The following is a 26,703-nucleotide window of genomic DNA, read 5'->3' as shown; positions in this document are numbered from 1 at the left end:
TCCGCGCGAGCGGTTAAGAAACAAGTACATGTCCTTAATCTTCCCTGGCGACTCCTCCGCGCCCACACTCGGGCCGGATCAGGACACCGCGAGCGATACCAGGAAATCCACCGAGCCACTGCCGTCAACCGTGACGAATCCGAGCGAAGGCGGCTCGACACCGAAATCCGTCCAGGTGACCGGAATCGAGCCCGATGCGATCAGCGCGTCACCCGAATGCAGAACGGTCATGTCCACGGAAACGGGCTTGGACACTCCTTTGAGCGTCAATGTGCCCAGCACAGTCACCGTCGCGGTCGTTCCGTCCGTCGGCACCGAAGAGAGGTCGACGGGCGAGTTGATCGTGAATGTCGCGGTGGGATAAGTGCTGGTTTCCATCACATTGCCGGTGAACTGACTGTCGCGACGTCCCGAATCCGTCGCTATGGTCGCGACCTGCACCGTTATTTCTCCGGCGGTGAGCTTCTCGCCCGCGATCGTCGCGTTGCCACTCACGTCACCGGTGGTACCCACAACCGTCACACTTGCCCCGTTGAGCACTTCGTGCACCGTGTATCCGGCAGAAGTCTGGTTGTCACCCTGACCGGCCGCCACCGTCCATGTGCCGTCGATCGATCCGGACGCCGCTTCTGCCCCCTGAGTGGACACCACTGCAGCTGGGGCGTCGTCCTCGGCGACGAACTTTCCGTACGCCCACGGCCCTACGAGCAAGCCGAGCACGATCAGGACGACAGCTCCGCCGATCCACCATATTTTTTTCATGACCCCAAGGCTAGTTGCAGCTTCAACTATTGTCAGGAGTTCCTAGCTGGGAAAGCGCTGTGAAGTGCCTCCGAACTCGAGCGAACGGTACGTTCGGCGCATCTGAGGCGACGAAAGCGTCGTTCGCACCATCAGGGGGGCGCACAAAACGCACAAAAAAGTCCCCCACCTGCATAAGCAGGCGGGGGACTCTTGGCGGTGGCGGAGAGATTTGAACTCTCGGACGGGGGTTACCCGTCACACGCTTTCGAGGCGTGCTCCTTAGGCCGCTCGGACACGCCACCGTTGGTTACTTTACCGGACGTGTCCCCGAGAATAAAAATCGCCAGGTGACGCGGCTTTACGTCAGCTTGTCCTTGATGCTGGAAGCAGCATCCTTGGCCTTCTCACCAGCATCCTTGACCGCGGATTTCACCTGGTCGGCCTTGCCTTCGTTTTCGAGGTCTTTGTTTCCGGTGGCACCGCCTGCAGCTTCCTTGGCCTTGCCCCCGAGGTCTTCTGCCTTGTTCTGAGCTTTGTCTGCGATTCCCATGAGTGCTCCCATCGAATGAACGCGAACAAATCACCTTCCGGCAATTCGCCGATGCCGTGACAGCATCTGCCTCCACCATGCCCTCGATATCCGGTTCCGGCTACCCCGATGTGGAATTGATCTCCGTCGGGAATACCGGTGTCAGGACCGATGCTCGCGGAAAAAATCCTCCAAAAGCCCAGCGCATTCGTCCTCGAGGACCCCGCCGCGCACCTGCGGACGGTAGGTCAATCTTCTGTCCCGAACCACGTCCCACAGCGACCCGACGGCCCCGGTTTTGGGTTCCCACGCACCGAAAACGACGCGAGAAACACGAGCAAGTACCAAGGCTCCGGCACACATCGTGCAGGGTTCGAGTGTGACGGCGAGCGTCGCACCTTCCAGACGCCAGCCGTCGCCGTACACGCGTGCGGCAGCCCGCAAAGCCAGAATCTCGGCATGCGCGGTGGGATCGGACGACGCTTCACGCGCATTGGCCGCGCGAGCAACCTCGACGCCGTCGGCATCGAAGACCACGGCGCCCACGGGAACATCGGCGTCCGACGCACCGAGTGCGGCATCGATGGCCACACGGATCATGCGCTGATCGTCAGCGAGAGACATCTACCGAGGAAGTTTGTCGAGCGCAGCTGAGAATTCGGATTCGAATCCGAGTCGCTGAGCGATCATCGTCAACTGCTCGTCGGGGTACAGATCGGTGTCGGCCGAGATAATTGAGAGGACGGGTTCCGGCAATCCCAGATCAGCCAGAACCGACAAATCCCCTTCTGCCCAGGGTTCCACGCTGTCGAGCTCGTCCGGATCGATATCGGGGATCTCGACGTTGAGTGCGTCGAGTACGTCGGCCGCAATGTCGTAGTCGATGGCTGCGGTCGCATCGGAAATCAACAGATGCGTACCCGTCGGCGCGGGACGCAAAATGATGAAGAACTCGTCGTCGACGTCGAGAAGACCGAAGACTGCACCGGAGCTACGAAGCTCGCGGAGTTCGGTTTCGGCAGTCGCCAGTGACGTCAAGGCTGCGGAAGTCAACGGCTTGACCGTCCACTTTCCTTCTTCACTTACCACCGCCAACCCGAAGCCTTCGAACTCCTCCGACTGATTCGAGGAGGCGCTCTTGTTACTCGCGCGCTGTGCACCCATGGCGCAACGGTAGCCCGGCAAGTGCGAGGTAGTGAAGTCCGTACCTGCCAGGTAGCGAAGTTCCAGTCCGGATATGCCAACCTGAACGAGTGCCTGCGACAGTTTCCGCCCCTCCCGTCTGCGTTCTCGGCCTCGGTTTGATCGGTGGTTCGCTGCTGCGGGCCGCTGCGCGCTCAGGTCGCCAGGTGTGGGGCTACAACCGTTCTGCCGAGTCGGCTGAAGCCGCCCGTGCGGACGGTTTCGACGCCCAAACCGATCTGACTGCCGTTCTTCGGAAAGCGCACGCTACCAGTGCGATCATCGTGATCGCCGTCCCGATGCCGGCGGTCGACGCCACCCTCGAAGCCATTGCGTCGCACGCCCCGAACAACCCGATCACCGACGTCGTCAGCGTGAAAGGTGAGGTGAAGGCTGCCGTCGAGCGCCGTGGTCTGGGTGCGCGTTTTGTGGGCGGCCATCCCATGACCGGAACCTCGGCCTCAGGCTGGGCAGTGGGCGATGCGGACCTCTTCACCGACGCCGTCTGGGTCGTGGCAACCGACGAAGGCGTCGACGCCGACGTGTGGACACAGGTTGCGGACCTGGCTCTCGATTGCGGTTCGGTGGTCGTTCCAGCCGAGTCCCTCGAACATGACCGGGCTGTGGCACGGATTTCGCATCTGCCACATCTGCTGGCCGAAACCTTGGCGATCACCGGCGCAGCAGGCGGTGAACTCGCTCTCGGACTGGCCGCCGGATCGTTCCGCGACGGCACCCGTGTGGCCGGCAGCGCACCGGGACTGGTGCGTGCGATGTGCGAGGGCAACCGCGACGCCCTGCTGATCGCACTGGACGAAGCACTCGAACTACTGCAGCGCGCGCGAATCGATCTCCACGAAAATGGCTCGACGGCAGAACTCGTCGACGCGGGATTTGCTGCGCGAGGAGCCTACGAATCGCAGGAACGCTGGGACATCACCGACGTAAGCGTCGGAGAACCCGGTTGGATCGATGGGATGCGCGACGCCGGACGTCGTGGTGGCGTTATCCGTCGGAGCCACTAGCTCCGTTTAGATCCGAGCAGCCAGACCCGGATAGTCGAGGATGAAACCGTCATGGTCCACGGACACTGTGGAACTGGACACCGGGGACATGACGCTGATGCCGTCGACGCCACTGCTGTAGGTGATGGTGGCGCCCTCGACACGCAGATCCAGCAGGTTGACGTACACAACCGGAACCTCCACGTCGTCGGTGTTGTTCTGCAAACCGAAGCGGCGGATGGGGAGGGTGTTGAAGAACGGGCTGAGGATCACGTCGACATCAAGCGCGCCGTCGAATGACGACCGCTGATGGTGGGCGCCGTTCTCCACCATCCAGGTGCCTTCTTCGTCGCGACTGATCGACATCTGACGCTCACCGGCCGCGAGAGCCGTGCGCACCGAGAGCCTGCGCGTGACACCAGCTTCGTCTGTGACCAGGTCATATGACGCACTGAACGCGGGATGTTCGCTGCAAGCGCCCCCGATAATCCGGCCCGAGGCCTTGATGCGGTTGCCGTTCAACTGCACACGAACCGACTCCATACGCGGAGCATTGTGGGCCTGCCAGGTCAATACCGCAGGCCAGGACGCGCTACCGGAAGGTTGGATGCTCACCCGACCACGGTAATGGACGAAGGCCCACAGAGCACTGCTGGTGTGGATTATTGCCGAGGATCAGGGACCTTTTCCGATGCGATCGGTGAACAACGACCACGTATGTAAGCCGATTCACAGCCCGATTCGGCTTCCGAGAGGGGCTGAACGCCTGATCGGGAAAACCTTTGGCAAAAGCTGTCGGACTTCTCGAGTAACGTGCTTAAGGTCGGTTCGTGAGGAAGGGTGCTGTGACGTCGTCGCGAAGCATGGTGGGGTTGTTTGCCGGTATCGGCGGGCTCGAGTTGGGCCTGTCGGAACATGGGTGGAACACCGAACTGCTGTGTGAAATCGATCCCGGCGCCCAGGCGGTTCTCCGCTCCCGTTTCTCGGATGTCCCCTTGCACGGTGATGTCACGAAACTCCGTGCGCTCCCCGCGAACATCGACCTAGTTGCCGCAGGCTTCCCCTGCCAGGACCTCTCCCAAGCCGGCAAGACGGCAGGAATCACGGGCGCCCGTTCCGGCCTGGTCGACGAAGTATTTCGACTGGTCAAACGTAAAAAGGGCCCGCGATGGCTGGTCATCGAAAACGTTCCCTTCATGCTGCAGCTCAGCAAGGGCGCTGCCATGCGTCACATCACCGACGCCCTCGAAGACCTCGGTTACACGTGGGCCTACCGGGTTGTCGACGCCCGGGCATTCGGCCTGCCACAGCGCCGCCAGCGCGTGATCATGATTGCCTCACGCACCGAAGACCCTCGTGAAATCCTCTTCGGCCAGGACGCTGGTGAGCGACTCGGCGGCGATCCCGCCGACTTCCCGTGCGGTTTCTACTGGACTGAAGGCACCCGCGGCCTCGGCTGGGCCGTCAATGCCGTCCCAACGCTCAAGGGCGGATCGTCCATCGGAATTCCCAGCCAGCCCGCCGTCCGATTGCCTTCGGGTGAAATCGTCACGCCAGGTCTCGTCGACGCCGAGCGTCTGCAAGGTTTTGATCCCGACTGGACGCTGCCGTCGGTCGACGTCCCTGGTCTGCGCCACAGTCACCGTTGGAAGCTCGTCGGCAATGCCGTGAGTGTGCGGATGGCGTCGTGGGTAGGCAGCCGGTTGAACGATCCCATCCAGTACGACGCCAGTAGCGAGACCCCCCTGGAACCCGGCGATGCCTGGCCCAGTGCCGCCTGGGGCCGCAACCGTCAAGCCTTCCGCGTCCATACCTCGACTTGGCCGGTCCAGGACGAGTACGAAGATCTGAGCGGTTTCCTCGAAGACACACGTTTGCTCTCTGCTCGGGCTACCGCCGGTTTCCTCAAGCGCGCCCGGATGGGCAACCTCCGCTTCATTCCCGGATTCATCGAGGACGTCGAAAGTCACCTCGAACGGATGGGCGGATACCCCGAGGCCGTCGCATGAACGAATTGTTTCCCGAGCCTGACACTCTGTTTTCCACACCGGAACACGAACCCCTCTGGGACGCACTGCAACTCGCCGGCGACAAACCTGCCGCCGATGCCGATCGCGGCGAAAAGAAAAACTACGCACAGCGGTTATCCAACCAGTTGGCACAGACCGTCGCCGATGCCCTGCGGCCGCTGTACCCCAACATCACTCCGACCGCGTCGGGCGAAGGCCAGGAAGCGACGGTCGACGTCGCCAAAGGCCGAAAGCGCTTGGACGTCAAGGCACTCGACCCCACCCTCGGTCTAATTCTGTGCGTGTCGATCAAGACGTACAACTTCCAGGATTACAGTCCCGGTAGCAAGAAGCTGGGCCGATGGACCAAGAACATCGTCCGCAACGATCACGAATTGCGCGGCGAGGCAATGGTTTTGCATCAACGTCAGCCGTACAGCGTGCTGGTGGCCGTCATGTTCGAACCGTATGCCACGTGCGATGACGGCGATCCCACCAAGACCAGCGACACCGGAAAATCCTCGTTTGCCCACCACGTCACCACACTGTCGAAGCGTTCCGGACGCGGCAAGCGTGCCGTTGTCGGCGTCCCGGGGAAGGCGTGGGTCGATCTCGGCGCCGAGGACACCCGCTACGACCTCTTCGAAAAGGTCTACATCGGCCTGTACGAAAGCGATGGCGCAGTAAGGTTTTTCGACGTCGACGAGCCGCCTCCACGGAACGGCCGCCCGACGGAAAGCCAAACGTTGTCGTTCAACGATTTTGTGACCGTCGTTCACGGTGAAGTGGAGCGTCGCAACAGGTTTGCACCGACGTGGTCAGACCCGGACGACAGCGAAGACTCCGACGGTTGAGGTACGGCGGTGCCTGCGACAGATCCTGTGACCAGCGCTCGAATGAGCGTGCAGCGTCGCCGCGACACCAAACCCGAACTCGCACTGCGACGCGAACTCCACCGGCGCGGCCTTCGGTACTTCGTGGATCGAGCTCCCGCCAAAGGCATTCGCCGACGGGCCGATCTGGTTTTTCCGCGTCGCAAAGTGGCAGTGTTCGTGGACGGCTGCTTCTGGCACTGCTGCCCGCAGCACGCGACGTTCCCGAAGAACAATGCGCAGTGGTGGGCGGACAAGTTGGCAGCCAACGTTGTTCGGGACCGTGATACCGATGCGCGACTGGGCGAACTGGGCTGGACCGTGATCCGAATTTGGGAACACGAAGACCCATTGACTGCGGCCGATCGCGTCCAGAATGCATTGACCAGTCCGTAAGCTCGCAGTGTGAAGCAACGCAACGGGGCGCGATGGGGTTTGGCGGTCGCGCTGGCACTCGGTGGAATTGTCTATTCGTCGTGGATTCTCGAATTCTTCCTCCCGACCGGACTTGATCCCGTGACGTCATTTCTCAGTGAACTCGATGCCGCAAATCAGAAGTATCGCGACGTATTCAGCAACGCCGACATCCTGTCTGCCTGTTTGATGTTGGTGGCAGCGGCGCTGGGACTACTCACGACTCCACGGCGCAAGCTATACGTCACGGGATGGGTAGCGCTGGCAGTGTTCGGCATTGCCACCGTCGCCGACGCCTCGTTTCCACTGGAGTGTTCCGGGGCGAGTTGTGAGGCAAGCGCACCGGGCGGACTACTCCCCCAATTGCATCACATTCATGCGTTGACCAGCAGCGTAGCGGTTTTCGCGATCTTTATCGCAATGATCGCCTTTACGGTTGGCGCATTCCGTTACCGCGAATACCCGTCGCTGCGCACGTTCGGGCTGGGCATCTTGATCGCGACTTCCCTTGCGACGGTATGGATGTTGACAACCAACGGGATAGAACTAGCCGGCGGCGGTAACCTGGGCTTGGGAATTGCTCAACGCGCACAGGTTCTGGGTATGTCGTTGTGGCTATGCACGCTGGGGTTTGCAGTGTCACGGCGTTAGGAAAGGGTCACGGCGTTAGGAAAGGGTCACAGCGATAGAAAAGGTTTTGACACAGCGGTTTCGGGCGATCCTGGAATAGACGGACCTACCAAAGGTGTGCCCATGTCTCTTGCGTCGTCGCTCTTCTCCCACCCCCATCAGGCGTTTACCACCGGGTTCTATCGCAACGAGTCTTTCGACTACGAACTGCGAATACTGCTCGGACAAGCCACGTATGGCGCCACTGATACCGGAGAAGTACTCTCGGCCATCACCAACATCGGCGACAAAGACCACGAAGGTTGGTACGAGGCCTGGTTCGATCTCGGATCACGAATCTTCGAGCAAGCCGAAGCGTCTGCGCACGCCGGGCACCTGCGCAGTGCATCGAATGGGTACCTGCGGGCAGCGTCGTACTTCGGCGTCGCAGTCAATGCCGTCGACGGCCTGCGCGACGACTCGGTCCTGGTCCCCACATTCAGGCACCACCGGCAGGCTTGGGATCGTTTTGTCGACACCACGGCGCAACCCGTCGAGCGCGTCCGGATTCCGTACGAGGACATCACGCTGCCGGGCTACTTCTTCCGCCCACCCGGAGATGTACGACGGCCGACGCTCATCATGGTGAACGGCAGCGACGGTCCCATCAGTTCGATGTGGGTCAGCGGCGGCAGCGGCGCTCTGGAGCGCGGCTACAACGTCCTGATGTTCGACGGACCCGGCCAGCAGTCCATGCTCTTCGAGCACAATGTTCCGTTCCGCCACGATTGGGAAACGGTAATCACTCCCGTCGTCGATTTTCTCGTCAACCGCCCGGACGTCGACGCGTCGAAGTTGGCGATCTACGGGATAAGCCAGGGCGGTTACTGGGTTCCACAGGCATTGGCGTTCGAGCATCGGATCGCCGCCGCTGTCGCCGATCCCGGCGTAGTCGATGTGTCGGCGTCGTGGCTCAAGCACATACCGCGGGGAATGCAGAATCTGCTGGACGAGGGCAAAGCCGATGCTTTCGACCGCGAGATGGCGATGGGGATGAGGGCGTCGAAAGATACTGCTCGCACCTGGCGGTTTCGCTCCCGGCCGTATCTGACGGAGGGTTACTACAACACTCTCGCCGAGGTCCGGAAGTACCGCCTCGAGCATGTGGCCGGCTCCATCACCACGCCCATGCTGATCACCGATCCCGAAGGCGAACAGTTCTGGCCGGGGCAATCGTCTCGCCTCGCCGAACTGTCCGGTGGATCCACCACCGTTGTTCCTTTCACGGCCGCCGAGGGCGCAAACCTTCACTGCCAGCCGATGGCCCGACGCCTCACCGATCAGCGAATGTTCGACTGGCTCGACGAACAATTGGGGCTCTAACTCTCTGTTCTGGACTTCTCCTGTCGGTTCAGCAGCGTCGCACACATCGGCAGGAGCAGAACGGTAATTGCACCCGCTGCCACCAGAATCGACGCATTGTCCGACGACATCTGACCCGCGCTGACGGCTGCGCCGGTAACAGCCACGATCATCGGCAATCCGGTAGCGCCGTACAGCGCCACCTGCGCACTCTCGCGGGTACTGAAAGGCGGTTCGATCTTCTCGAACTTTGTTGCCATGAACATAGGCACACCGCGGACCACGATAATGAGGAGCAAGAACGCTAGCAGGACAACAGGATTGGCAGCCACGGCCGAAACGTCGATTGCCATTCCGGATGTGATGAAGAAGATTGGAATAAGGAATCCGAAAGCAATGCCTTCGAGTTTGATCTCCAAACGCTCATCACCCTCAGGCATCAAGCGCCGCAGGATGAATCCTGCCGCAAAGGCGCCGAGAATGACGTCGAGAGAGAATACGGCCGACAGCACGCCAAGACCGACCAGCAGCAGCACCGTCAGACGGACCGTCGTCTGCGCAGTTGTATCCGCACCCGAGCGGACGAGTCGATGCGTCCATGATCCTTGCGCCACAAGCTTCGTCGGCAATACGGCAACAAGCACAGCGATCAGCGCAAAGGTCGCAAGCACTACCAACGACAGGAAAGCGCCACGCGCGCTGAGTAATACGGCCATCGCAACCACGGGCCCCAGTTCGCCGACCGCACCGTGATTGAGAACAGTTTTACCCAAACGGGTGCCGAGGAGTTTGTTGTCCTTGAGAATCGGCAGCAACGTACCCAGAGCAGTCGACGTCATCGCGATGGCAACCGCAGCCTCGGCGGAGATCACGTTTCGGATGCCCAACAGGGCAACTACTCCGAAAGCCAGAGCGAGGCAGAACAGCCACGTATACAGCGCTCGTCGGCCACCCTTGCCGCTGAGTTCACTGCGGTCGATCTCATAACCTGCAAGCAGGAAAAGCATCCCGAGGCCCAGTTCCCGCAGGAGCCCGATCGCTTCACTCTCGACCGCGATATTGAGAGCGAACGGGCCGACGGCGGCTCCGGCAACCAGCAGCAGCACCACTTCGGGCACCAGTCGCCGCGGGAACAGGCCCGCGACAATGGGCGCGAGCGCAGCGATCAACGCGATCCAGAACAGCGACGAGGCAATTGAGGGCACGGATTATTATGGGGCATTTGCGACAGGTGTGGAGGTAGTCACGATTGGGCGCGTCGAACGCCCGTGAGGTGATGATCACAGTCACGCAAGCACGTGCATAACGCAGAAAACCCCGCCACTGTTAAGTGGCGGGGTTTTCTGTTTGTGCGCCCGAAGGGATTCGAACCCCTAACCTCCTGATCCGTAGTCAGGTGCTCTATCCGTTGAGCTACGGGCGCATGTTCTGTTGTACTGCTTGTCTTGCTGTCGTAATTTCTATCATTTCAAACCCGCCGGTCAAAATCACCGGCGTGGCGGAGGCGAGAGGATTTGAACCTCCGGTCCCTCGTAAAAGGGACAACTCATTAGCAGTGAGTCCCATTCGGCCGCTCTGGCACGCCTCCCTGGGGGTTCCGATCCTTTCGGACCGCCGGGATGAAAGATTACACATGTCTCACCACCAAAGGCAAAACGAGTGGTCAGCGGCCCAATTCATGCACTTATCGCAGGTTGCTGTCGAACCAGTCGAAAATTCTGGTTCGAGCATCGATGATCGAGGCCGTATTCGGATCGTCCTCGTCCTGACCGTCGGGGACCTGCGGTGGTTCGTCGGCGCGATGCGCCAAGCCGGAGTAGCTCACCACCAAGGTGGCGACGTCAGCCTTGGCCGTCGCCTCCCGAAGTTGGTTGACGTGTTCGAGTGGAGTTGCAGGATCGTCGTCGCCGTACAAACCGAGCCAGGGAGCTTGTAATGACACGGCGGCCTCCATGAGCGCCTGCGCGTCGACGGACAACGCGTCGACGATCCCGCGGGCGGCGACGCTGACAGCAGCACCAACAGGGCGACTGGTGGCGACGAGCATTGCGGCTGTACCGGCGGCATCGAAGCCGAGGACGCCGATGGTGTCGACCCGAACATCTCGGACCGTCAGCCAATCGAGGGTGGCGTCGAAGTCGGTAAAAAGGTTGTCACCGAAAATGTCACCGTGCATCTGCTCGGGTTCCCGATGGAAGAGATGCGGTGCGACGGTCACCCAACCTTCCAGCGCGAGGGCTGACATCAACTCCAGGAGCGCCTCACCGAATTGCCTCGCCTCGTGCAGAACGACGATGGCACCACGCGTCGGGCCGTCAGGTTCCACCACGGTGAGCGGCACAGCGATGGCGACGTCACCGTCGGCCCCCGGCAAATGCAAATACGCGGTGTCCCGGAACATTCCCGACATACCTCCTACTCTGACACGTGGACGCCTCGAGCGCACCGAATCAGGCAGCGCATAATCAGGGAGTGACTCCTCGCATTCGGCCTGACCTCGCCTCGATTCCCGCCTACGTTCCCGGACGCAATTTTCCCGGCGCCATCAAGCTGGCGAGTAACGAAACGACGATCGGCCCACTTCCCGGGGTTCGCGATGCCGTCGCCGACGCTGTTGCGAACGCGAATCGCTACCCCGACAACGCCGCCGTCGCCCTCATCGCGGCACTCGCCGCGTTCCTGAACGTCGAACCCGCGAATGTCGCCGCCGGCTGCGGTTCGGTGACGCTGTGCCAGGAATTGGTTCAGATCACGTGCGACCAGGGTGACGAGGTCATCTTCGCGTGGCGTTCCTTCGAGGCGTACCCGGTGGTCGCCCAGGTCGGCCACGCAGTTTCCGTGAAGGTTCCGCTGACCGAAGAGTTCGGCCACGATCTCGATGCGATGTTGGCCGCGATCACCGATCGCACCCGACTGATCTTCATCTGCAACCCCAACAACCCGACCGGCAACGCCCTCTCGAAGGCGGAACTCGAGAGCTTCCTCGACGCGGTGCCGACGCACATCGTCGTAGCTCTGGACGAGGCGTACTACGAGTACTCCCGCTCCGATTCGGACGGAATCGAACTGTTCCGCAGCCGCCCCAACGTGGTTGTTCTGCGCACGTTCTCCAAAGCGTACGGATTGGCCGGCATTCGCGTGGGTTACGCGGTGGCTGATCCGGAGATCATTACCGCGCTCGGCAAAGTCCACACGCCGTTCACGGTCAGCGTCGTCGCACAGGCCGCCGCAATCGCTTCTCTGGCTGCGGCTGACGAACTCCTCGCTCGCACCGAGGGCGTCATCGCGGAGCGGGCGCGCGTTCGGTCAGCGTTGATCGACGCCGGCTACACGGTCCCGAAATCGTCGGCGAACTTCGTCTACCTCCCCCTCGGCGAGCTCTCCCCCGGCTTTGCCGAGGCAAGTACCGAAGCTGGGATCCTGATTCGCCAGTACGGCACCGAGGGCGTCCGGATGACCATCGGCGATCCAGAAGAGAACGACGCATTCCTCGCTTTCGCCCGAACCGACGCTGCCCGACGCTTGGCCGGCATCGGCATCAGTGCGTAAAAGTTGATGCCGGCGTGACACTTGATACCTAACTGTTACGCGCAGAGCTAGAATTCGTTATCGCGGCCAGGCACACTCAGGAAGGTTCGAGATCGGTCCGAGCAAGGGAGCCTGACGTATGACGCGACGCATCACGCGCGCTTGTGCTGTGCTCGCAGCTTCCCTTCTCGCCATCACCGCAACCTCCCTGAGTGCTGTCGCGACGGCCCAATCCGTCAACACCCTCTCGGTCCGCCTACTTGCGTTCAACGATCTCCACGGCAGCTTGCTGCCCCCGGAAGGCGAACGCAGCGAGATCATGCAGGCCGACGGTTCCTTCACACCAGCCGGCGGGGCGGCATACCTCGCGGCCTATGTCTCGCAACTGCGCAGCCAAGCCACAAATTCGCTGCTCTACTCGGTAGGCGACAACTGGGGCGCGTCGGCGCTGGAATCTTCGATGTTCAACGACGAACCAACCGTCGAACTGCTCAATCGCATGCAGATCAATGCGTCGGCGATCGGTAATCACGAACTGGACAAGGGTCTGGCCGAGTTTCATCGCCTGGAATCGGGTGGATGCTCCGCCGCCAATGCGTGCACATTGAGTCCGTCGTTCAGCGGTACCAACTTTCCGCTGATGGCCGCCAACATGACCTACGCCGACGGCACACCTGCGACACTCCCCTTCACCGTCAACATGGTGGACGGAATCCCGTTCGGAGTGATCGCGATTGCCCCGAGCAACACGGCGCAGATCGTCTCACCCGACGGAATCGCGGATCTGAGATTCGGCGACGAGGTCGAGGCGATCGATCGCACTGCCGACATTCTCGACTTCTTCGGTGTCAAGGCCATCACCGTGCTGCTGCACCGCGGAGACGAACCGGACCGGGCCGGCGGACCCAACGATTGCAACATCACGTCCGGGCCGGCACGCGATATCGCATTGCGCGCTTCACCCAAGGTCGATGTCATCTTCACCGCGGACAGCCATCAGCAGTACAACTGCGAATTCCCGGATCCGGCCGGAAATCCCCGAGTTGTGATGCAGGGCGCCTCGCACGGCCGGATCGTCTCCGTTGCGGACGTAACCATCGACCGAAACACTCGCGACGTGGTGCGGGACCAGACATCGGCATTCAATCAGATAGTGACACACGATATTTCGCCGGATTCCGAGATTCAGGCACTATCGGATCGCGCCTGGAAGGCAGCCGCGGAAGTAGCGCAGCGCCCGGTCGGGACACTCACCGCCGCACTCACCCGAGACCACATCGTCGGCGCCGAATCAACGCTCGGCAACCTGGTTGCCGACGGCCAATTGGCCGCTGGAGGTGCTCGCGGAGCTCAAATCGCGCTCACCAACCCCGGCGGGATCCGCGAAGACCTCAGTCCGGGCGTGGTGACGTACCGCCAAGCTCACGCGGTCCAGCCGTTCGGCAACAGCCTCGAAGTGCTCTCCGTCACAGGGTCGGTATTGAAAGAAGCCCTGGAGCAGCAGTTTCAGTACTCGATCGAAGGCAGCACCCTCGAACGGATTCTCGCACCGTCGAACGGCTTTACCTACACCCTCGATCGCAAAGCACCCCCGGGTTCCCGGATCTCGGAAATGCGCCTGAACGGCCAGAATATCGGCCCGGACGTGGTCTATCGCGTGGCCGTCAACAAGTTCCTCGCCGACGGCGGCGACGGCTTCACCGCACTGAAGCAGTCGACGGAAACAACCGGTGCGGGCACTGATCTGGACGCCTTGGCCGCGCTCTTCACAGCCGGTTCACCGGTCTCCCCGCCGCCCACCGATCGAATCCACGTCATCGACTGAATAGGCATCGGCGGTCAAGATTGCCTAGTCTCGACACGTGATCATCGCGACCCATAACGGCAAATTCCACGCAGACGACGTCTTCGGCGTATCGCTGCTCAAGCAGCTGTACCCCGACGCCACAGTCGTTCGCAGCCGCGACGAGGACGTCCTGAACAGCGCAGACATCGTGCTCGACGTCGGCGGCCGCTACGAACCCGCAGCCGGACGCTTCGATCATCATCAGCGCGGTGCGGGTGAGCGCAGCAACGGCATTCTTTACTCGGCATTCGGTCTGCTGTGGCAAGAATTCGGCCTGCAGTTCTGTGGTGGCGACGAGTCCGTGTGCCGCCGGATCGACAGCCGCTTGGTCGAAGGCATCGACGCCGTCGACAACGGCCAGGAGATCTACACCCTCAACGAGTTCGGCACCAAGCCATTCGACCTGTCTTCGGTACTGGACCTGTTCAATCCCATCTCGTCCAGTGACGAAGAGTTCGATACGCAGTTCGAGCTCGCAGTGGTTCTGGCGACACAGGTCCTGATTCGCCTGCGCGCCAAGTACGCCGGCGACGCAGCAGCCGAACGCGAATTTGCCGATACCTACGCCAAGGCGTCGGATCCGCGGTTTGTCGTCCTGGAACGATTCATTCCGCACGGCCGTGCAGCGTCGGCTCAGCCGGAACTTCTGTTCACGATCTTCCCGAACACCAACGGCGGCTGGTCGATTCAGACCGTCAAGCCGGCCGACTCGAAGTTCGGTTCACGAAAGCTGTTGCCGGAACTGTGGCGCGGCCTCAACGGCAAGGACATGGCAGCCGAAACCGGCGTCGACACTTCGGTGTTCTGCCACAAGGCCGGATTCATCGCTGCCGCACAAACTCGCGACGACGCGATGAAGCTGCTGGAACTCGCTCTCGCAGAGTAAAACTTCAGCGCTGCAGATATTCAGGGTTGTAGAACTTCAGGGTTGTAGAACTTCAGGGTTGTAGAACTTCAGGGTTGTAGAACTTCAGGGTTGTAGAACTTCAGAGGCCTAGTGCCGATTGCAGCGTCGGCCAGGAATCATGCAGTGCATCTTGCCAATACGGCCACGAATGGGTTCCGCCGTCCCGGTAAGCGACTACCGCTGGGATTGCGAGTCCGTCAAGCCTGTTCTCGAATAGTTGAGTACAGGTATGAGCGAGCGCTTCCAGCGGTCCGCCCACGACGGCAATCAGACGCCCGTCCGGAGTGAACAGGTCGTCGTACACTCCGGGCAAGCCAGTGCTCGAAGAAATATAGATCGCCTTGCCGCGCAACGTCTCTGCATTGTAGGACGGATCATGCTCGCGCCACGCCGGATCCGAGACCGGTCCCCACATGTTGGTGGCATCGCCGTTCTTGCTGGCGACCGTGACACGCACGGAATCCTGCGACGATGCAGAATTGTCGAGACACCCACTGTACGAAGCCAATCCCGTATACAAGTCCGGGTGGCGCGTGATCAAGTTTCCGGCCCCGAGCGCGCCCATGGACACTCCGCCCACCGCGTTGGTTCCATTGCCACGGAAGGCCTCGTCGATCAGGGGCGGTAGTTCGTCGGCAAGAAATGATTCCCATTTGTTCACACCGAGATTCGGATCATCGGCACGCCAGTCGGTGTAATAGCTTCCGGTGCCGCCCACAGGCAGAACAACATTGACGTCTTTGTCTGCGAAAAATGTTTCGATGTCGGTCTTCTGAGTCCACGTACTTTCGGTGTATCCGGATTCGGAGCCGGCACTCACCCCGTCGAGGAGATAGAACGTCGGCCGACTGCCGTTTCCGTCCGCGGGATGCAACACCTGAACCTGTATTTCCCGTCGCATCGACGGGGAATCGACGAACACCGCACTCCGAGTGGGGGTCAGTTGGTCGATCCGATCGATATGAGCGCGCACTTGCGGTTCCGCCTGAGCAAGGTTGCTGCAACTGAGTGCAAATACTGCCAAGGCCACCCCGAGCACCCCAGCCTTCTGCCGTTTTCTCCGCATCCGTGAGCACCCCTTCTCACATGCAATCATCCCCGACTGATCGGTCGTAACTCACGATTCGACAGCACGAATGCTGCGAGGTCAACCCTTCGTTTGGGGTTGACTGCCGCCGGGTATACCCCCGGGGGGCTTGCAAGTTCGGCACGTTCTCCACCGATGCACACACAGGTGTGGATAACTTAATTCACATCCCACCCGAGTCTGTGCATAACCTGTGGACAACTACATGAATTACACGAAGGTTATTCTACCTACCTGCAGCGATGAAGTTATCCACAGTGTGGATAACTTCGGCGCAAAATATTGTCACCTTGTCTCTTTCGGGCGTGTCCACGCAGTTCCGCACCAACGGTCCACGATTTGTTCACAAGCAAGCAACCTCTCCATACTTAGTGCATGATTTCCGCGCTGCTGGCGGCTGCCGCCGTCCTCGCACTACTCACGCTGGTACCCGGACCGGATATGGCCGTCGTGACACAGGCGGCGCTCACCGGCGGACGATCCGCCGGATTTCGGGTATCGGTCGGCATCGTCAGCGGCCTACTCGTGTGGGGCCTCCTGACCGTTCTGGGACTGTCTGCGATTCTCGCCGCGTCCGCAGAGGCCTACACCGCCGTCAAACTGGCCGGCGCCGCCTATCTCATCTATCTCGGGGTGCGGGCGCTCTGGCAGAGTCGCGCTTCCGCCTCGGTTCACGGACCGAACGCTTCGGTCTTGCACAAAGCCGGAACGTGGAAGACCGGATTCACGACCAACCTGCTCAACCCCAAGATCGCCGTCTTCTACACCGGACTGTTGCCCCAACTCGTCCCGGCGGGATGGCCGACAGGACCGTCCCTCGCATTGTTGGTCCTCATCCACGTCGCGATCTCCATCGCCTGGCTCGCCACGTACGTCGTACTGCTCTCACGGGCACGTAGCACCTTCGAGAAGCCGAAGGTGCGGCAGATGCTCGAACGCGTCACCGGAACGGTACTTCTAGGATTCGGGGCGAAGATTGCGCTGGAAGCGCGCTGACCAAACTGCGCAGCAGGCGCGCTGACAAAACGCTTGAACCCATACAGCTAGAACCAATACAACAGTAGGAAAGAGTCGACAGTGGGCGCGTGGGGATCAGGACCGTTCGAGAACGACGGTGCCGGAGATTTAGTTGCATCCATCGGGCACCGTGATTTCACCTTCGCATCGGTGGAGTGGGCATTCGAAGACGACTATCTGGAAGTGGACGGCGGCCAGATCGCCGTTGCACTACTCGAATTGGTGCTGATCGTGCGCGCAGACCGCAAGCGCGATCCTGCTGTCGAAGAACTTGATCTCGACGACTTTGCCGACGCATTGACCAGTGAGCGCCTCACCTGGCTGATCGACATGGTGGAACGCACCATCGCGTCGACCGATTCGGAACTGTTCGAACTGTGGGACGAGCGGGGTCCCGAAGAACTTGCCGCGTGGCGCATCCCGATCGTCGACGGCCTCGAGGATCTGCGGGTGTTGTCGGTCTAGCCATTTGCCTTGGCGATTGAATCCTTGCCTTCTGCGGCACCGCCCTTGATTCCATGCCCGGGGTGGAACCACCACGCGAGTCCAATTCACTTGCACTCGATGTAGGTCGGGCGAAAATGAAGACCCCACTTCCCGACTTCAACTGGGCAGAACGAGAGGAACGCTGGACGTACATCACCACCCAATTGCCGACCATGTACAACGATCTGATGAACAATCAGCCCGCGTTGTGGCGGACTACACTCTCGACCCCGGTCTCGCGACGGATCACCGAGCAGGGAATGCTCGTGCGACTGCCCGAGATGCTGCGTTCGATGTTGTCCACGGTCGAGATCGACTGGAACTGATCGAGGTAGTTCGATATTCGTGGAGTTTGCATAAAAAAGTCCCCCACCTGCATCAGCAGGTGAGGGACTAGTGGCGGAAGCGGAGGGATTTGAACCCCCGGTGGGTTTAACGCCACGCTCGCTTTCAAGGCGAGTGCATTCGGCCGCTCTGCCACGCTTCCGTGGGCGATCCTATCCGGTGCACTCGAGCGCCGTGAAACGGCTCCCCTTCTCAGCGATCTCCGACAGCTTTGTCCACCTTCGCGAAGACGGTAGCCAGCACTTCCAACTCCTTGGGAGTCAGCAAGTCCACCAAATTCCGGCGTACACCCGCGACGTGAGTGGGAGCCGCAGCAGCAAGCCTCTGCCGACCCTCCTCGGTGATCCGGGCAAGTACTCCACGGCCGTCCTCGGCGCAGGTATCGCGTATAACGATGCCCTGCGATTCCATCCGACGGATTTGATGCGTCAGGCGGCTACGTGACGACAGAACGCCGTCCGCGAGATCGCTCATCCGCAGCGAACCGTCCGGGGACTCCGACAGCATGACCAGGATGCGATAGTCAGCCAACGACAGGTCATGCTCGTCCTGAAGTTCTCGGTTGAGCACTTCCATCAGACGCTGATTGCCGTCCATGTAGCCGCGCCAAGCACGCATTTCGGCGGGAGTGAGCCAGGGCGTCTGCTCCGGCTCCGATTGGGCCGTCTGTTCAGTGGTTATTTCTGCTGTCACAGGGTCCAAGCTTAGACCCGCAACCAACACCGGCAGCCGACCCCGGACAAAGGTTACGAACCAGACAGCAACACGGATCGGTCGATCTCCGCAACCGAAGCCAACCCGGCAAGCCCCATCGTCAAGTCCAGATCTGCGAGCAGGATCCGCAATGCGTGACGCACACCATCGGCACCAGCGAGCCCCAATCCGTACACCCAGGGGCGTCCGTACAGGACTGCATCGGCGCCGAGAGCCAGCGCGGTGATCACATCAGCGCCACAACGAATACCCGAATCCATCAGAATGTCTGCCTCATGGCCAACCGCCGACACTATGGGCCCCAACGCATCCAAGGCCGAAATCGCGCCGTCGACTTGGCGTCCGCCGTGATTGCTCACGATGATGCCGTCCGCACCCGCAGCGACCGCGCCGCGGGCATCGTCGGGATGCACAATTCCCTTGACCGCGATCGGAAGTGACGTCCACCGGCGAAGTTTCGCAATATCCGTCATCCGAACGGAATGATTGCCGAACAGTGAAACCCACGTCAACACCGCAATCTGCAGTGCCTCGGCGCTCTCCTCGGGAGGCGTCGCCAACTTGGCCCGGAAGACCGGATCGGAGAGATAGTTGGCGATCCCCTTGGCCTGCAGGAACGGCAGGTGACCCAACTCCAAATCTCTTGGACGCCAACCCATGCCCGGAGTATCCGCAGTGAGAACGATAGCCTTGGCGCCGGCTTTCTCGGCGCGGCGGACAAAGGACTCGGCCAGCTCGTCGTCCGCCGGCCAGTACAGCTGATACCACCAGTTGTCTCCCGACACGGCAGCTACATCTTCGATGGTCGACGACGCCGCCGTCGACAACACGGAGCCGATCCCCAACTCCGCCGTCACCGCTCCGACCGCGACCTCCGCATCCTCGTGAACCAGACCGAGTACACCAACCGGCGCGGTCAGGATCGGCGCAGCCAAACGTGTGCCGAGCACCTCGACGCTCAGGTCACGGGCATCGGGGGCTGCGGTGCCTCGAAACATGCGCGGCACTATCGCGTGTTTCTCGAATGCACGAAGATTCGAAACGGCGGTGCGTTCCGTCGAAGCACTGCCTGCGATATACCCGAAGGCCTCGGGCGAGAGTTGCTCACGCGCGGCAACTTCCAACCCCGCAGCCGTCATCGGCAGCGACGGTTTGGTGCCGCCTAGCCCGGTCAGATAAATCTCGTTCTGCATGTTCCCGAAGTAAGTCACCACCGCGACGGTAGCGGCAAAACCCATCGCGCGCGGAGATTCGATAGCGTCGTATCCATGTACGCCATCACGATCGATCAGCCCGGCGGTCCCGAAGTCATGGTCTGGGCACAGCAACCCGATCCCGAAGTGCCTCGCGGGCACGTTCTGATCGACGTCGCCGCCACTGCCGTCAACCGCGCCGACCTCCTCCAACGCCAGGGCTTCTATCCGCCGCCGCCCGGCGCGAGCAACTTTTTAGGCCTCGAATGTTCTGGTGTCATCAGTGAACTCGGCGAGGGTGTGAGCGGATGGGCCGTCGGCGACGAAGTGTGCGCCCTGCTCGCCGGAGGCGGCTACGCCGAGAAAGTTGCGGTACCCGCAGCGCAACTCCTGCCGATCCCCAAGGGCGTAGATCTGCGAGTCGCTGCATCCTTGCCGGAAGTCGCCTGCACAGTGTGGTCCAACGTCGTCATGCGCGCCGGACTGCGCCGCGGACATACCCTCTTGATACACGGGGGCGGGGGCGGGATCGGTACTCACGCCATCCAGGTCGGCAAAGCCCTCGGCGCCCGCGTGGCCGTCACAGCCGGATCCGAGGACAAGCTGAATCGCTGCCGTGAACTGGGCGCCGACATCACGATCAACTACCACGAACAGGACTTCGTCGCCGCACTCGCCGACGCCACCGACGGGCACGGCGCCGACGTCATTCTCGACAACATGGGAGCGTCGTACCTGGGACGGAACGTCGACGCCCTCGCAATGGACGGCCACGTCGTAATCATCGGAATGCAGGGCGGGCGCACGGGTGAAGTAGACATCAGCAAGCTGATGGGCAAGCGCGGAAACATAACATCGACGGGCCTGCGCGGTCGCCCGATCACCGGACCGGGAGGGAAGGCGGAGATCGTCGCCGACGTCCGAGCGAAACTGTGGCCGCTGATTGCCGACGGGGCCGTTCACCCGATCGTTTCCACCGAACTTCCGATCACCGAAGCAGCGTTAGCTCATCAGTTGCTGGATTCGCCGGAAACTGTGGGCAAAGTGATTCTCACGGTGAACTGACTTACCGGTGCGAGATCAACCCAGAGTGCCGAGTTCGGCGACCAACTGGTTGATCTCGTACCGCGTCGTATAGGGCGCCAACCCGACCGTGACAGCGCCACCCTCGTCATTGACACCCAACGCGTCGAGCAGTCGTGAGTTGCCGTGCGTACCACTCACCACGGCAATGCGCTTGTCTGCGAGATGCGCTGCCACCTTGTCGGCAGCCATACCCTCGAGAGTGAAACTGAGCGTCGGAACACGTGTCGGTGCGTGGCCGATGACCATGACGTTGGGTAGCGAAGACAGCGAACGCAACAGGTGGTCGAAAAGGCCGTCCTGATAGTTCTGCAGAGAGCTGATCGACGTTTCGAGACGCTCGCGGCGAGTGCCCGTTGCCGATTCGTCGAGGCCGGCAAGGAAGTCGATCGACGACGTGAGACCCGAGAGTAGAGCGAACTGGTGTCCACCCACCTCCAACCGCTCGGCACCGCGTGCGTACGGGTTCAGTGACACTGCCGGAATTCGATCCAGCAGACCCGGATCGCGGAACACCAAGGCGCCGACCTGCGGCCCACCCCAAGACGGCGCGCTCACCGCGACAATGTCCGCCCCGAGCTCGGCCATATCCAAATGTGCATAGGGAGCAGCGCCGACGGCGTCGACCACCATGAGTCCGCCGAATTCGTGCAGTCGATCCGCGGCGGCGCGCACGTTGGGCGCCGAGCCGACGATCGGAGAAGCAGCAGTCAACGCCACAAGCCTGGTTGTCGAAGTAATGAGCTCGTTGAACTGCCAACTCGGAAGCTCGCACGTCTCGATCTCAACCTCGGCCCAGCGCACCTGAGCGCCGTAACGGCTGGCGACGCGCAGCCAGGGCGCCACGTTCGCTTCCTCATCGAGCCTCGAGAGAACCAGGCCGGTACCGAGCCCCAGCCGAGAGCTCAGAGATTCCGCCAGCCAGGCAAGCAGTACAGCTCTGTCTGCACCCAAGACGACCCCAGCAGGGTCGCCACCGACAAGGTCTGCAACGGCGGAACGCGCACTGTCGAGAATTGCCGCACTGCGACGGTTCGAGACGTGTCGACCCGACGACGACGATGCAGCCGCCCGGAATGCGGTGGACACCGTCCGCGAGACCGCGTCGGGAATCTGCATACCCGCTTGCGGGTCGAGGTGGATCCAACCGTCGCCGAGTGAGGGAATCAATCCCCGTACACGGGCAACGTCGTAAGCCATGCTCGACACTCTAGGGGCACGGCGCTTCTTAGTCGAAGGCAGACACCTAAATGCGCATCATTACAGTTACTTTTTAGTTACCATATTGGGGGTTACGCGTAGTTTGTCGGCCCGACACGACAAGATGGAGACATGGAGAACTCAGGCGAAGAACAGGTAGTTGTCATCGGCCCCGATGGCACCGAGGCAAACACCGATCAGCAGGGCGCCGATACCCCGGACGGCAAGGACCCCGAGGGCGAATCCATCGCCGACATGGTCGAGCAACCCGCCAAGGTTATGCGGATCGGCACCATGATCAAACAGCTCCTCGAAGAAGTGCGCGCCGCACCGCTCGACGACGCCAGCCGGGTCCGACTCAAGGAAATCCACCGATCTTCGATCCGTGAACTAGAACAGGGGCTGGCCCCCGAGTTGCGCGAAGAACTCGAACGCCTGACCCTCCCCTTCACCGACGACTCCATCCCGTCCGACGCCGAACTGCGCATCGCACAGGCCCAGTTGGTGGGATGGCTCGAAGGTCTCTTCCACGGCATCCAGACCGCGCTGTTCGCCCAGCAGATGGCAGCGCGTGCTCAACTCGAACAAATGAGACAAGGAGCACTACCTCCGGGCATGAGCATGGGAGTCCCCCATTCCGCCACGCACCCGGACCAACAAGGGGGCGGAACAGGCCAGTATCTGTAACCACGGTCACCACAGAAAGTCGGTGCCGCGCCGAGGCCGGTAGGCTCGACCTCCGTGTCAGCATCCGCAACCGAATCAGAGACGTCGGAGCAACCCATGCCCGTGTCCGACTCCCAGACATTCCATCGCGCCTTCAAAGACCTGCGCGATGGTCTGCGGCAGCGCGAGTTGTGGCTGAGCCTCGGCTGGCAGGACATCAAACAGCGTTACCGCCGGTCGGTCATCGGCCCCTTCTGGATCACCATCGCCACCGGTGTCCAGGCTGCGGCAATGGGCCTCCTGTACTCCGCTCTGCTCAATATTCCGCTCAAGGAATTCCTGCCGTACGTCACCGTCGGACTGATCGTCTGGAACCTGATCAGCGCCAGCATCCTCGAGGGCTCCGAAGTTTTCATCGCCAACGAAGGCCTGATCAAACAGCTGCCGTCGGCGCTCAGCGTGCACGTTTATCGTCTGGTGTGGCGTCAGGTGCTGTTCTTCGCGCACAACATCGTGATCTACGTGGTCCTCCTGTTCGCATTCAGCATCTGGCAGAACCTGACCTGGACGGCACTTGCGGCAATACCGGCATTCGTTCTGATCGTGGCCAACGCCCTGTGGGTGTCCATCGTGTTCGGCATCTTCTCCACCCGATACCGCGACATCGCACCGATCCTCGGCAGCCTCACCCTCCTGCTGTTCGTGCTGACGCCCATCATGTGGACGACGCAGTCGCTCAAGGACCAGGCCGGACAAGCCGCAGAACGAGTGAAGCTTGCCGAACTCAACCCGCTCTACCACTACCTCGAGATCATCCGAGCGCCACTTATCGGAACAGACCAGCAGGCCTACCACTGGTACATCGTCATCGCCATCACCGTCGTCGGCTGGGCCGTCGCGATCCTGGCACTCCGCAAGTACCGGGCACGCGTGCCCTACTGGGTCTAGAGGAAACACATGAGTCAGCCAGTCAGCATCCACACGCAGAACGCGTGCGTCGACTTCCCGATCTTCGACGCCAAATCGCGTTCACTCAAGAAGGCATTCCTCGGCAAAGCCGGCGGATCCATCGGCCGCAACGACTCCGACGTCGTCGTCGTCGAAGCACTCCGCGACATCACGATGACGCTGAAAGAAGGCGACCGCATCGGACTGGTCGGCCACAACGGCGCTGGCAAATCCACGCTGCTGCGCTTGCTCTCCGGCATCTACGAACCGACCCGCGGAACGGCCAGCATCCGCGGACGTGTCGCCCCCGTCTTCGACCTCGGCGTCGGCATGGACCCTGAAATCTCCGGCTACGAGAACATCATCATCCGCGGCCTGTTCCTCGGCCAGACCCGCAAGCAGATGCTCGCAAAAATGGATGAGATCGCCGACTTCACCGAACTCGGCGAATACCTCTCGATGCCGCTGCGCACCTACTCCACCGGCATGCGCGTACGCGTCGCCATGGGCGTCGTCACCAGCATCGATCCCGAGATCCTGCTGCTCGACGAAGGTATCGGCGCCGTCGACGCAGAATTCATGAAGAAAGCCCGCATCCGCCTGCAGAAGCTGGTGGAACGCTCCGGCATCCTGGTTTTCGCGAGCCACTCCAACGAGTTCCTGGCCCAACTCTGCAACAGCGCGATGTGGGTCGACCACGGCCAGATCCGCATGCAAGGCGACATCGAAGACGTCGTCCGCGCCTACGAAGGTGACGACGCTGCCGACCACGTGCGCCACGTCATTCGGGACATGGCCCGGGAGAACAACCCGTGAGCGCGCCCGAAAAAATTATCGGGGTTGTCGTCACGCACAAGCGTCGTGAACTGCTGGCCGAATCCTTGAAGGTTCTCAGCACCCAGTCTCGGCCGCTCGATCACCTCGTCGTCATCGACAACGCCGACGAAGACGCAGTTCGCGAACTCGTCGAGAATGCCGCGCTGCCCACAAGTTACATCGGTTCCAAGCACAACCTCGGCGGTGCCGGAGGATTTGCCCTGGGCATTTTGTACGCACTGTCACTGGGCGCAGATCGGGTATGGCTCGCCGATGACGACGGTCGTCCCGAGGGTCCGGACGTCCTGGAAACCCTTCTCGACTGCGCGATTCGGCACAATCTCGCCGAGGTCTCACCCGTCGTCTGCGACATCGACAACCCCGACCGCCTCGCGTTCCCACTACGCCGCGGCGTGGAATGGCGGCGTCTGCGTAGCGAACTGGGCTCCGAAGACCTCTTGCCCGGAATCGCATCCCTCTTCAACGGCGCGCTGTTCACTGCCGACGCGATCGACGCCGTCGGCGTCCCGGATCTCCGCCTGTTCGTCCGCGGCGACGAAGTGGAAGTGCATCGTCGCCTCGTGCGGTCCGGCCTGAAATTCGGCACCTGCTTGCAGACCGCCTACGTCCATCCAAACGGCGCCGACGAATTCAAGCCGATCCTCGGTGGCCGGATGCACACCCAGTACCCGGACAACGAGACGAAGCGCTACTTCACTTACCGCAACCGCGGATACATCCTCTCCCAACCCGGAATGCGCAAACTGCTTCCGCAGGAATGGATTCGGTTCGGCTGGTACTTCCTGATCACTCGCCGCGACCCCGCCGGCCTCCGCGAGTGGATGCGCCTACGCAAACTCGGCCGACAAGAGCGATTCGAACGTCCGAGTTAATTCGGTTGCGCAAACCAATCACTGCCTGAGACGATTCCGCACTGACGCATGGTGCGTCCTGAGTTAAACGAGGAGTGAGTACTGATGACTGTCGTGTTCCGCACTTTCAACACCGTCAACACACTCACTTCTTCGCCCTCGAGGACACACTCACCATGCCAGAAAATAGCTCTTTCCTGACCGAATACGGCTGGAACACAATACTTTCAGAGAAATTTGACGCACTGACACCGGCCGGCGACAAGCTCGGACGCGTCCTTCGCGTCGACCGCGGCCAATGTGATATCGCCGCCGCCACAGGAATCTCCCGCGCCGTCAGCGGCAATGAACCGCTGTGCACCGGAGACTGGGTGACACTTGCCGGCGGCTTCCAGACCGACTGGACCGAAACATACACGGTCACTTCGATACTCCCCCGATCGAGCAGTATCATTCGATCCTCCGCCTCGGGAAAATCCGAGGGTCAGCTTCTCGCCGCGAATGTCGACACAGTCGTCGTTGCCACTGCTGCTGACGGTGATGTCGATCTGGGTCGCATCGAACGACTACTTGCACTCACCTGGGAAAGCGGCGCAACTCCCGTCGTCGCACTCACCAAAGCTGATGCAGCTCAAAACATTTACGACGCTCTCGCCGCGGTCTCCGTAGTCGCACCTGGCGCTACCGTCCTGGCGGTCAGCGCCGAAACTCACGAAGGAATGGACGTACTCAATGCAGTTCTGGACGGCACCGTGGCGATACTCGGTCCATCCGGGGCCGGCAAATCAACCCTCGCCAACGCACTCCCCGGCCATAGCTCCCTCGACACCGGCGCCGTCCGAACAGGAGACGGCAAAGGCCGACACACCACCGTCACGAGGGAACTGATTCCACTCTCCGGTGGACGGACCCTGATCGATACACCAGGCCTACGAGGAGTCGGCATGTGGAACGCCGGCGAAGGTATCGACAAGACCTTCCCCGAAATCGAAGAACTGATCTCGATCTGCCGGTTCTCCGACTGTTCACATACATCGGAGCCGGATTGCGCCGTTCGGAATGCCGTGGAGTGCGGCGAGATCCAGGAAAGAAGACTGGCAAGTTACCGCAAACTGCAGAAAGAAAACGCCTGGAACGACTCACGCAACAACGCTCGCCTGCAGGCAGAACACACTCGCGAGATGAAGGTGCGGTCGCGGCAGTTGAAGGCCCGCTACTGGGCGCGGGGACAGTAGCCGGCGGTCCTGGCACCATGGAGGCAGTCCCGACG

Annotated in this window: 29 protein-coding genes and 4 tRNA genes; 18 read left to right on the top strand and 15 right to left on the bottom strand. The window is 61.3% G+C overall.

Going from position 1 to position 26,703, the window contains the following annotated elements; genetic code table 11:
• Positions 1–78: 78 nt before the first annotated feature.
• The 5 genes from QM600_RS13490 to QM600_RS13470 form a co-directional block, all read right to left on the bottom strand.
• Positions 79–762, bottom strand: coding sequence for a YceI family protein (locus QM600_RS13490; protein WP_283261957.1), 684 nt, complete (start codon positions 760–762; stop codon positions 79–81).
• A 193-nt stretch (positions 763–955) separates the two neighbouring features.
• Positions 956–1,046, bottom strand: a tRNA-Ser gene (locus tag QM600_RS13485).
• Between the two features lie 56 nt (positions 1,047–1,102).
• The gene (locus QM600_RS13480; RefSeq protein ID WP_283261956.1) at positions 1,103–1,294 is read right to left on the bottom strand and encodes a CsbD family protein; all 192 of its coding nucleotides are present in this window, start codon (positions 1,292–1,294) and stop codon (positions 1,103–1,105) included.
• A 141-nt stretch (positions 1,295–1,435) separates the two neighbouring features.
• Positions 1,436–1,897, bottom strand: a complete 462-nt coding sequence (locus tag QM600_RS13475; protein ID WP_094270801.1) for a nucleoside deaminase — start codon at positions 1,895–1,897, stop codon at positions 1,436–1,438.
• A complete protein-coding gene (locus QM600_RS13470; RefSeq protein ID WP_283261955.1) occupies positions 1,898–2,437 on the bottom strand; it encodes a tRNA adenosine deaminase-associated protein in 540 nt (179 codons plus the stop codon).
• 71 nt (positions 2,438–2,508) lie between these two features.
• Between QM600_RS13470 and QM600_RS13465 the strand changes: the two genes are divergently transcribed.
• Positions 2,509–3,480, top strand: coding sequence for a prephenate dehydrogenase (locus QM600_RS13465; RefSeq protein ID WP_283262014.1), 972 nt, complete (start codon positions 2,509–2,511; stop codon positions 3,478–3,480).
• 6 nt (positions 3,481–3,486) lie between these two features.
• Here the strand turns inward: QM600_RS13465 and QM600_RS13460 are convergent, their stop codons facing one another.
• Positions 3,487–4,074, bottom strand: a complete 588-nt coding sequence (locus tag QM600_RS13460; protein ID WP_283261954.1) for a putative glycolipid-binding domain-containing protein — start codon at positions 4,072–4,074, stop codon at positions 3,487–3,489.
• A gap of 248 nt (positions 4,075–4,322) precedes the next feature.
• Here QM600_RS13460 and QM600_RS13455 point away from each other — a divergent pair, with 248 nt between their 5' ends.
• The 5 genes from QM600_RS13455 to QM600_RS13435 all read left to right on the top strand — a co-directional run bounded on the left by QM600_RS13455 (position 4,323) and on the right by QM600_RS13435 (position 8,746).
• Positions 4,323–5,468, top strand: coding sequence for a DNA cytosine methyltransferase (locus QM600_RS13455; RefSeq protein WP_283262013.1), 1,146 nt, complete (start codon positions 4,323–4,325; stop codon positions 5,466–5,468).
• The gene (locus tag QM600_RS13450) at positions 5,465–6,322 is read left to right on the top strand and encodes a hypothetical protein (protein WP_283261953.1); all 858 of its coding nucleotides are present in this window, start codon (positions 5,465–5,467) and stop codon (positions 6,320–6,322) included. Before QM600_RS13455 ends, QM600_RS13450 begins: the two co-directional genes overlap by 4 nt.
• A 9-nt stretch (positions 6,323–6,331) precedes the next feature.
• Positions 6,332–6,736 (top strand): very short patch repair endonuclease, encoded by a 405-nt coding sequence (locus tag QM600_RS13445; RefSeq protein ID WP_283261952.1) that lies wholly within the window; start codon positions 6,332–6,334, stop codon positions 6,734–6,736.
• Between the two features lie 9 nt (positions 6,737–6,745).
• Positions 6,746–7,405, top strand: coding sequence for a DUF998 domain-containing protein (locus tag QM600_RS13440; protein ID WP_283261951.1), 660 nt, complete (start codon positions 6,746–6,748; stop codon positions 7,403–7,405).
• A gap of 102 nt (positions 7,406–7,507) precedes the next feature.
• Positions 7,508–8,746, top strand: coding sequence for an alpha/beta hydrolase family protein (locus QM600_RS13435; protein ID WP_283261950.1), 1,239 nt, complete (start codon positions 7,508–7,510; stop codon positions 8,744–8,746).
• On the opposite strand, the gene QM600_RS13430 is transcribed toward QM600_RS13435, so the two are convergent.
• The 4 genes from QM600_RS13430 to QM600_RS13415 form a co-directional block, all read right to left on the bottom strand.
• Entirely contained in the window at positions 8,743–9,930 is a 1,188-nt protein-coding gene (locus QM600_RS13430) for a cation:proton antiporter (RefSeq protein ID WP_283261949.1), read from the bottom strand. The two genes, QM600_RS13435 and QM600_RS13430, sit on opposite strands and share 4 nt — an antisense overlap.
• Before the next feature lie 145 nt (positions 9,931–10,075).
• Positions 10,076–10,148, bottom strand: a tRNA-Arg gene (locus tag QM600_RS13425).
• A gap of 73 nt (positions 10,149–10,221) precedes the next feature.
• Positions 10,222–10,313: transfer RNA gene (locus QM600_RS13420), tRNA-Ser, on the bottom strand.
• A 96-nt stretch (positions 10,314–10,409) separates the two neighbouring features.
• Entirely contained in the window at positions 10,410–11,135 is a 726-nt protein-coding gene (locus tag QM600_RS13415) for a dienelactone hydrolase family protein (RefSeq protein ID WP_283261948.1), read from the bottom strand.
• A 62-nt stretch (positions 11,136–11,197) separates the two neighbouring features.
• Between QM600_RS13415 and hisC the strand changes: the two genes are divergently transcribed.
• From hisC to QM600_RS13400, 3 genes are all read left to right on the top strand, one after another.
• A complete protein-coding gene (gene hisC, locus QM600_RS13410; protein ID WP_283261947.1) occupies positions 11,198–12,274 on the top strand; it encodes a histidinol-phosphate transaminase in 1,077 nt (358 codons plus the stop codon).
• Between the two features lie 118 nt (positions 12,275–12,392).
• Positions 12,393–14,078 (top strand): bifunctional metallophosphatase/5'-nucleotidase, encoded by a 1,686-nt coding sequence (locus QM600_RS13405; RefSeq protein ID WP_283261946.1) that lies wholly within the window; start codon positions 12,393–12,395, stop codon positions 14,076–14,078.
• 37 nt (positions 14,079–14,115) lie between these two features.
• The gene (locus tag QM600_RS13400; RefSeq protein ID WP_283261945.1) at positions 14,116–14,985 is read left to right on the top strand and encodes an MYG1 family protein; all 870 of its coding nucleotides are present in this window, start codon (positions 14,116–14,118) and stop codon (positions 14,983–14,985) included.
• A 100-nt stretch (positions 14,986–15,085) separates the two neighbouring features.
• On the opposite strand, the gene QM600_RS13395 is transcribed toward QM600_RS13400, so the two are convergent.
• Positions 15,086–16,072 carry an alpha/beta hydrolase gene (locus tag QM600_RS13395; RefSeq protein WP_283261944.1) on the bottom strand — a complete coding sequence of 329 codons (987 nt, stop codon included), beginning with the start codon at positions 16,070–16,072 and terminating at the stop codon, positions 15,086–15,088.
• Positions 16,073–16,468: 396 nt separating this feature from the next.
• On the opposite strand from QM600_RS13395, the gene QM600_RS13390 reads away from it, so the two are divergent.
• The 3 genes from QM600_RS13390 (at position 16,469) to QM600_RS13380 (ending at position 17,922) form a co-directional block, all read left to right on the top strand.
• A complete protein-coding gene (locus QM600_RS13390) occupies positions 16,469–17,089 on the top strand; it encodes a LysE family translocator (protein WP_283261943.1) in 621 nt (206 codons plus the stop codon).
• Between the two features lie 81 nt (positions 17,090–17,170).
• Positions 17,171–17,575: a DUF4259 domain-containing protein gene (locus tag QM600_RS13385; protein WP_283261942.1), complete on the top strand. Its 405-nt coding sequence runs from the start codon at positions 17,171–17,173 to the stop codon at positions 17,573–17,575.
• Positions 17,576–17,691: 116 nt separating this feature from the next.
• Positions 17,692–17,922: a hypothetical protein gene (locus tag QM600_RS13380; RefSeq protein ID WP_283261941.1), complete on the top strand. Its 231-nt coding sequence runs from the start codon at positions 17,692–17,694 to the stop codon at positions 17,920–17,922.
• A 71-nt stretch (positions 17,923–17,993) separates the two neighbouring features.
• On the opposite strand, the gene QM600_RS13375 is transcribed toward QM600_RS13380, so the two are convergent.
• The 3 genes from QM600_RS13375 to QM600_RS13365 all read right to left on the bottom strand — a co-directional run bounded on the left by QM600_RS13375 (position 17,994) and on the right by QM600_RS13365 (position 19,866).
• Positions 17,994–18,083: transfer RNA gene (locus tag QM600_RS13375), tRNA-Ser, on the bottom strand.
• Between the two features lie 50 nt (positions 18,084–18,133).
• Positions 18,134–18,559 (bottom strand): MarR family winged helix-turn-helix transcriptional regulator, encoded by a 426-nt coding sequence (locus QM600_RS13370; RefSeq protein WP_283262012.1) that lies wholly within the window; start codon positions 18,557–18,559, stop codon positions 18,134–18,136.
• A 128-nt stretch (positions 18,560–18,687) separates the two neighbouring features.
• Positions 18,688–19,866, bottom strand: coding sequence for an alpha-hydroxy-acid oxidizing protein (locus tag QM600_RS13365; protein WP_502942965.1), 1,179 nt, complete (start codon positions 19,864–19,866; stop codon positions 18,688–18,690).
• A 57-nt stretch (positions 19,867–19,923) separates the two neighbouring features.
• Between QM600_RS13365 and QM600_RS13360 the strand changes: the two genes are divergently transcribed.
• The gene (locus QM600_RS13360; RefSeq protein WP_283261940.1) at positions 19,924–20,913 is read left to right on the top strand and encodes an NAD(P)H-quinone oxidoreductase; all 990 of its coding nucleotides are present in this window, start codon (positions 19,924–19,926) and stop codon (positions 20,911–20,913) included.
• A 15-nt stretch (positions 20,914–20,928) separates the two neighbouring features.
• Here the strand turns inward: QM600_RS13360 and QM600_RS13355 are convergent, their stop codons facing one another.
• Positions 20,929–22,131, bottom strand: a complete 1,203-nt coding sequence (locus QM600_RS13355; RefSeq protein WP_283261939.1) for a cysteine desulfurase-like protein — start codon at positions 22,129–22,131, stop codon at positions 20,929–20,931.
• A gap of 132 nt (positions 22,132–22,263) precedes the next feature.
• Between QM600_RS13355 and QM600_RS13350 the strand changes: the two genes are divergently transcribed.
• The 5 genes from QM600_RS13350 to rsgA all read left to right on the top strand — a co-directional run bounded on the left by QM600_RS13350 (position 22,264) and on the right by rsgA (position 26,668).
• On the top strand, positions 22,264–22,818 hold the full coding sequence (locus QM600_RS13350; protein ID WP_283261938.1) for a bacterial proteasome activator family protein: 555 nt from the start codon (positions 22,264–22,266) through the stop codon (positions 22,816–22,818).
• Between the two features lie 54 nt (positions 22,819–22,872).
• Complete coding sequence (gene wzm, locus QM600_RS13345; RefSeq protein WP_283261937.1) at positions 22,873–23,745, top strand: galactan export ABC transporter permease subunit Wzm/RfbD; 873 nt, start codon at positions 22,873–22,875, stop codon at positions 23,743–23,745.
• Between the two features lie 9 nt (positions 23,746–23,754).
• Complete coding sequence (wzt, locus tag QM600_RS13340; protein ID WP_283261936.1) at positions 23,755–24,561, top strand: galactan export ABC transporter ATP-binding subunit Wzt/RfbE; 807 nt, start codon at positions 23,755–23,757, stop codon at positions 24,559–24,561.
• Positions 24,558–25,454, top strand: a complete 897-nt coding sequence (glfT1, locus tag QM600_RS13335) for a galactofuranosyltransferase GlfT1 (RefSeq protein ID WP_283261935.1) — start codon at positions 24,558–24,560, stop codon at positions 25,452–25,454. The genes wzt and glfT1 overlap by 4 nt, the downstream gene beginning before the upstream one ends.
• Before the next feature lie 155 nt (positions 25,455–25,609).
• Complete coding sequence (gene rsgA / locus QM600_RS13330) at positions 25,610–26,668, top strand: ribosome small subunit-dependent GTPase A (RefSeq protein WP_283261934.1); 1,059 nt, start codon at positions 25,610–25,612, stop codon at positions 26,666–26,668.
• Positions 26,669–26,703 lie beyond the last annotated feature (35 nt).

The organism is Rhodococcus sp. IEGM 1379 (assembly GCF_030056815.1).
In the GTDB taxonomy this organism is placed as follows: domain Bacteria; phylum Actinomycetota; class Actinomycetes; order Mycobacteriales; family Mycobacteriaceae; genus Rhodococcus_F.
The sequence above is the reverse complement of the archived record's forward strand: the minus strand, read 5'-3'. Positions and strand labels throughout refer to the sequence as shown.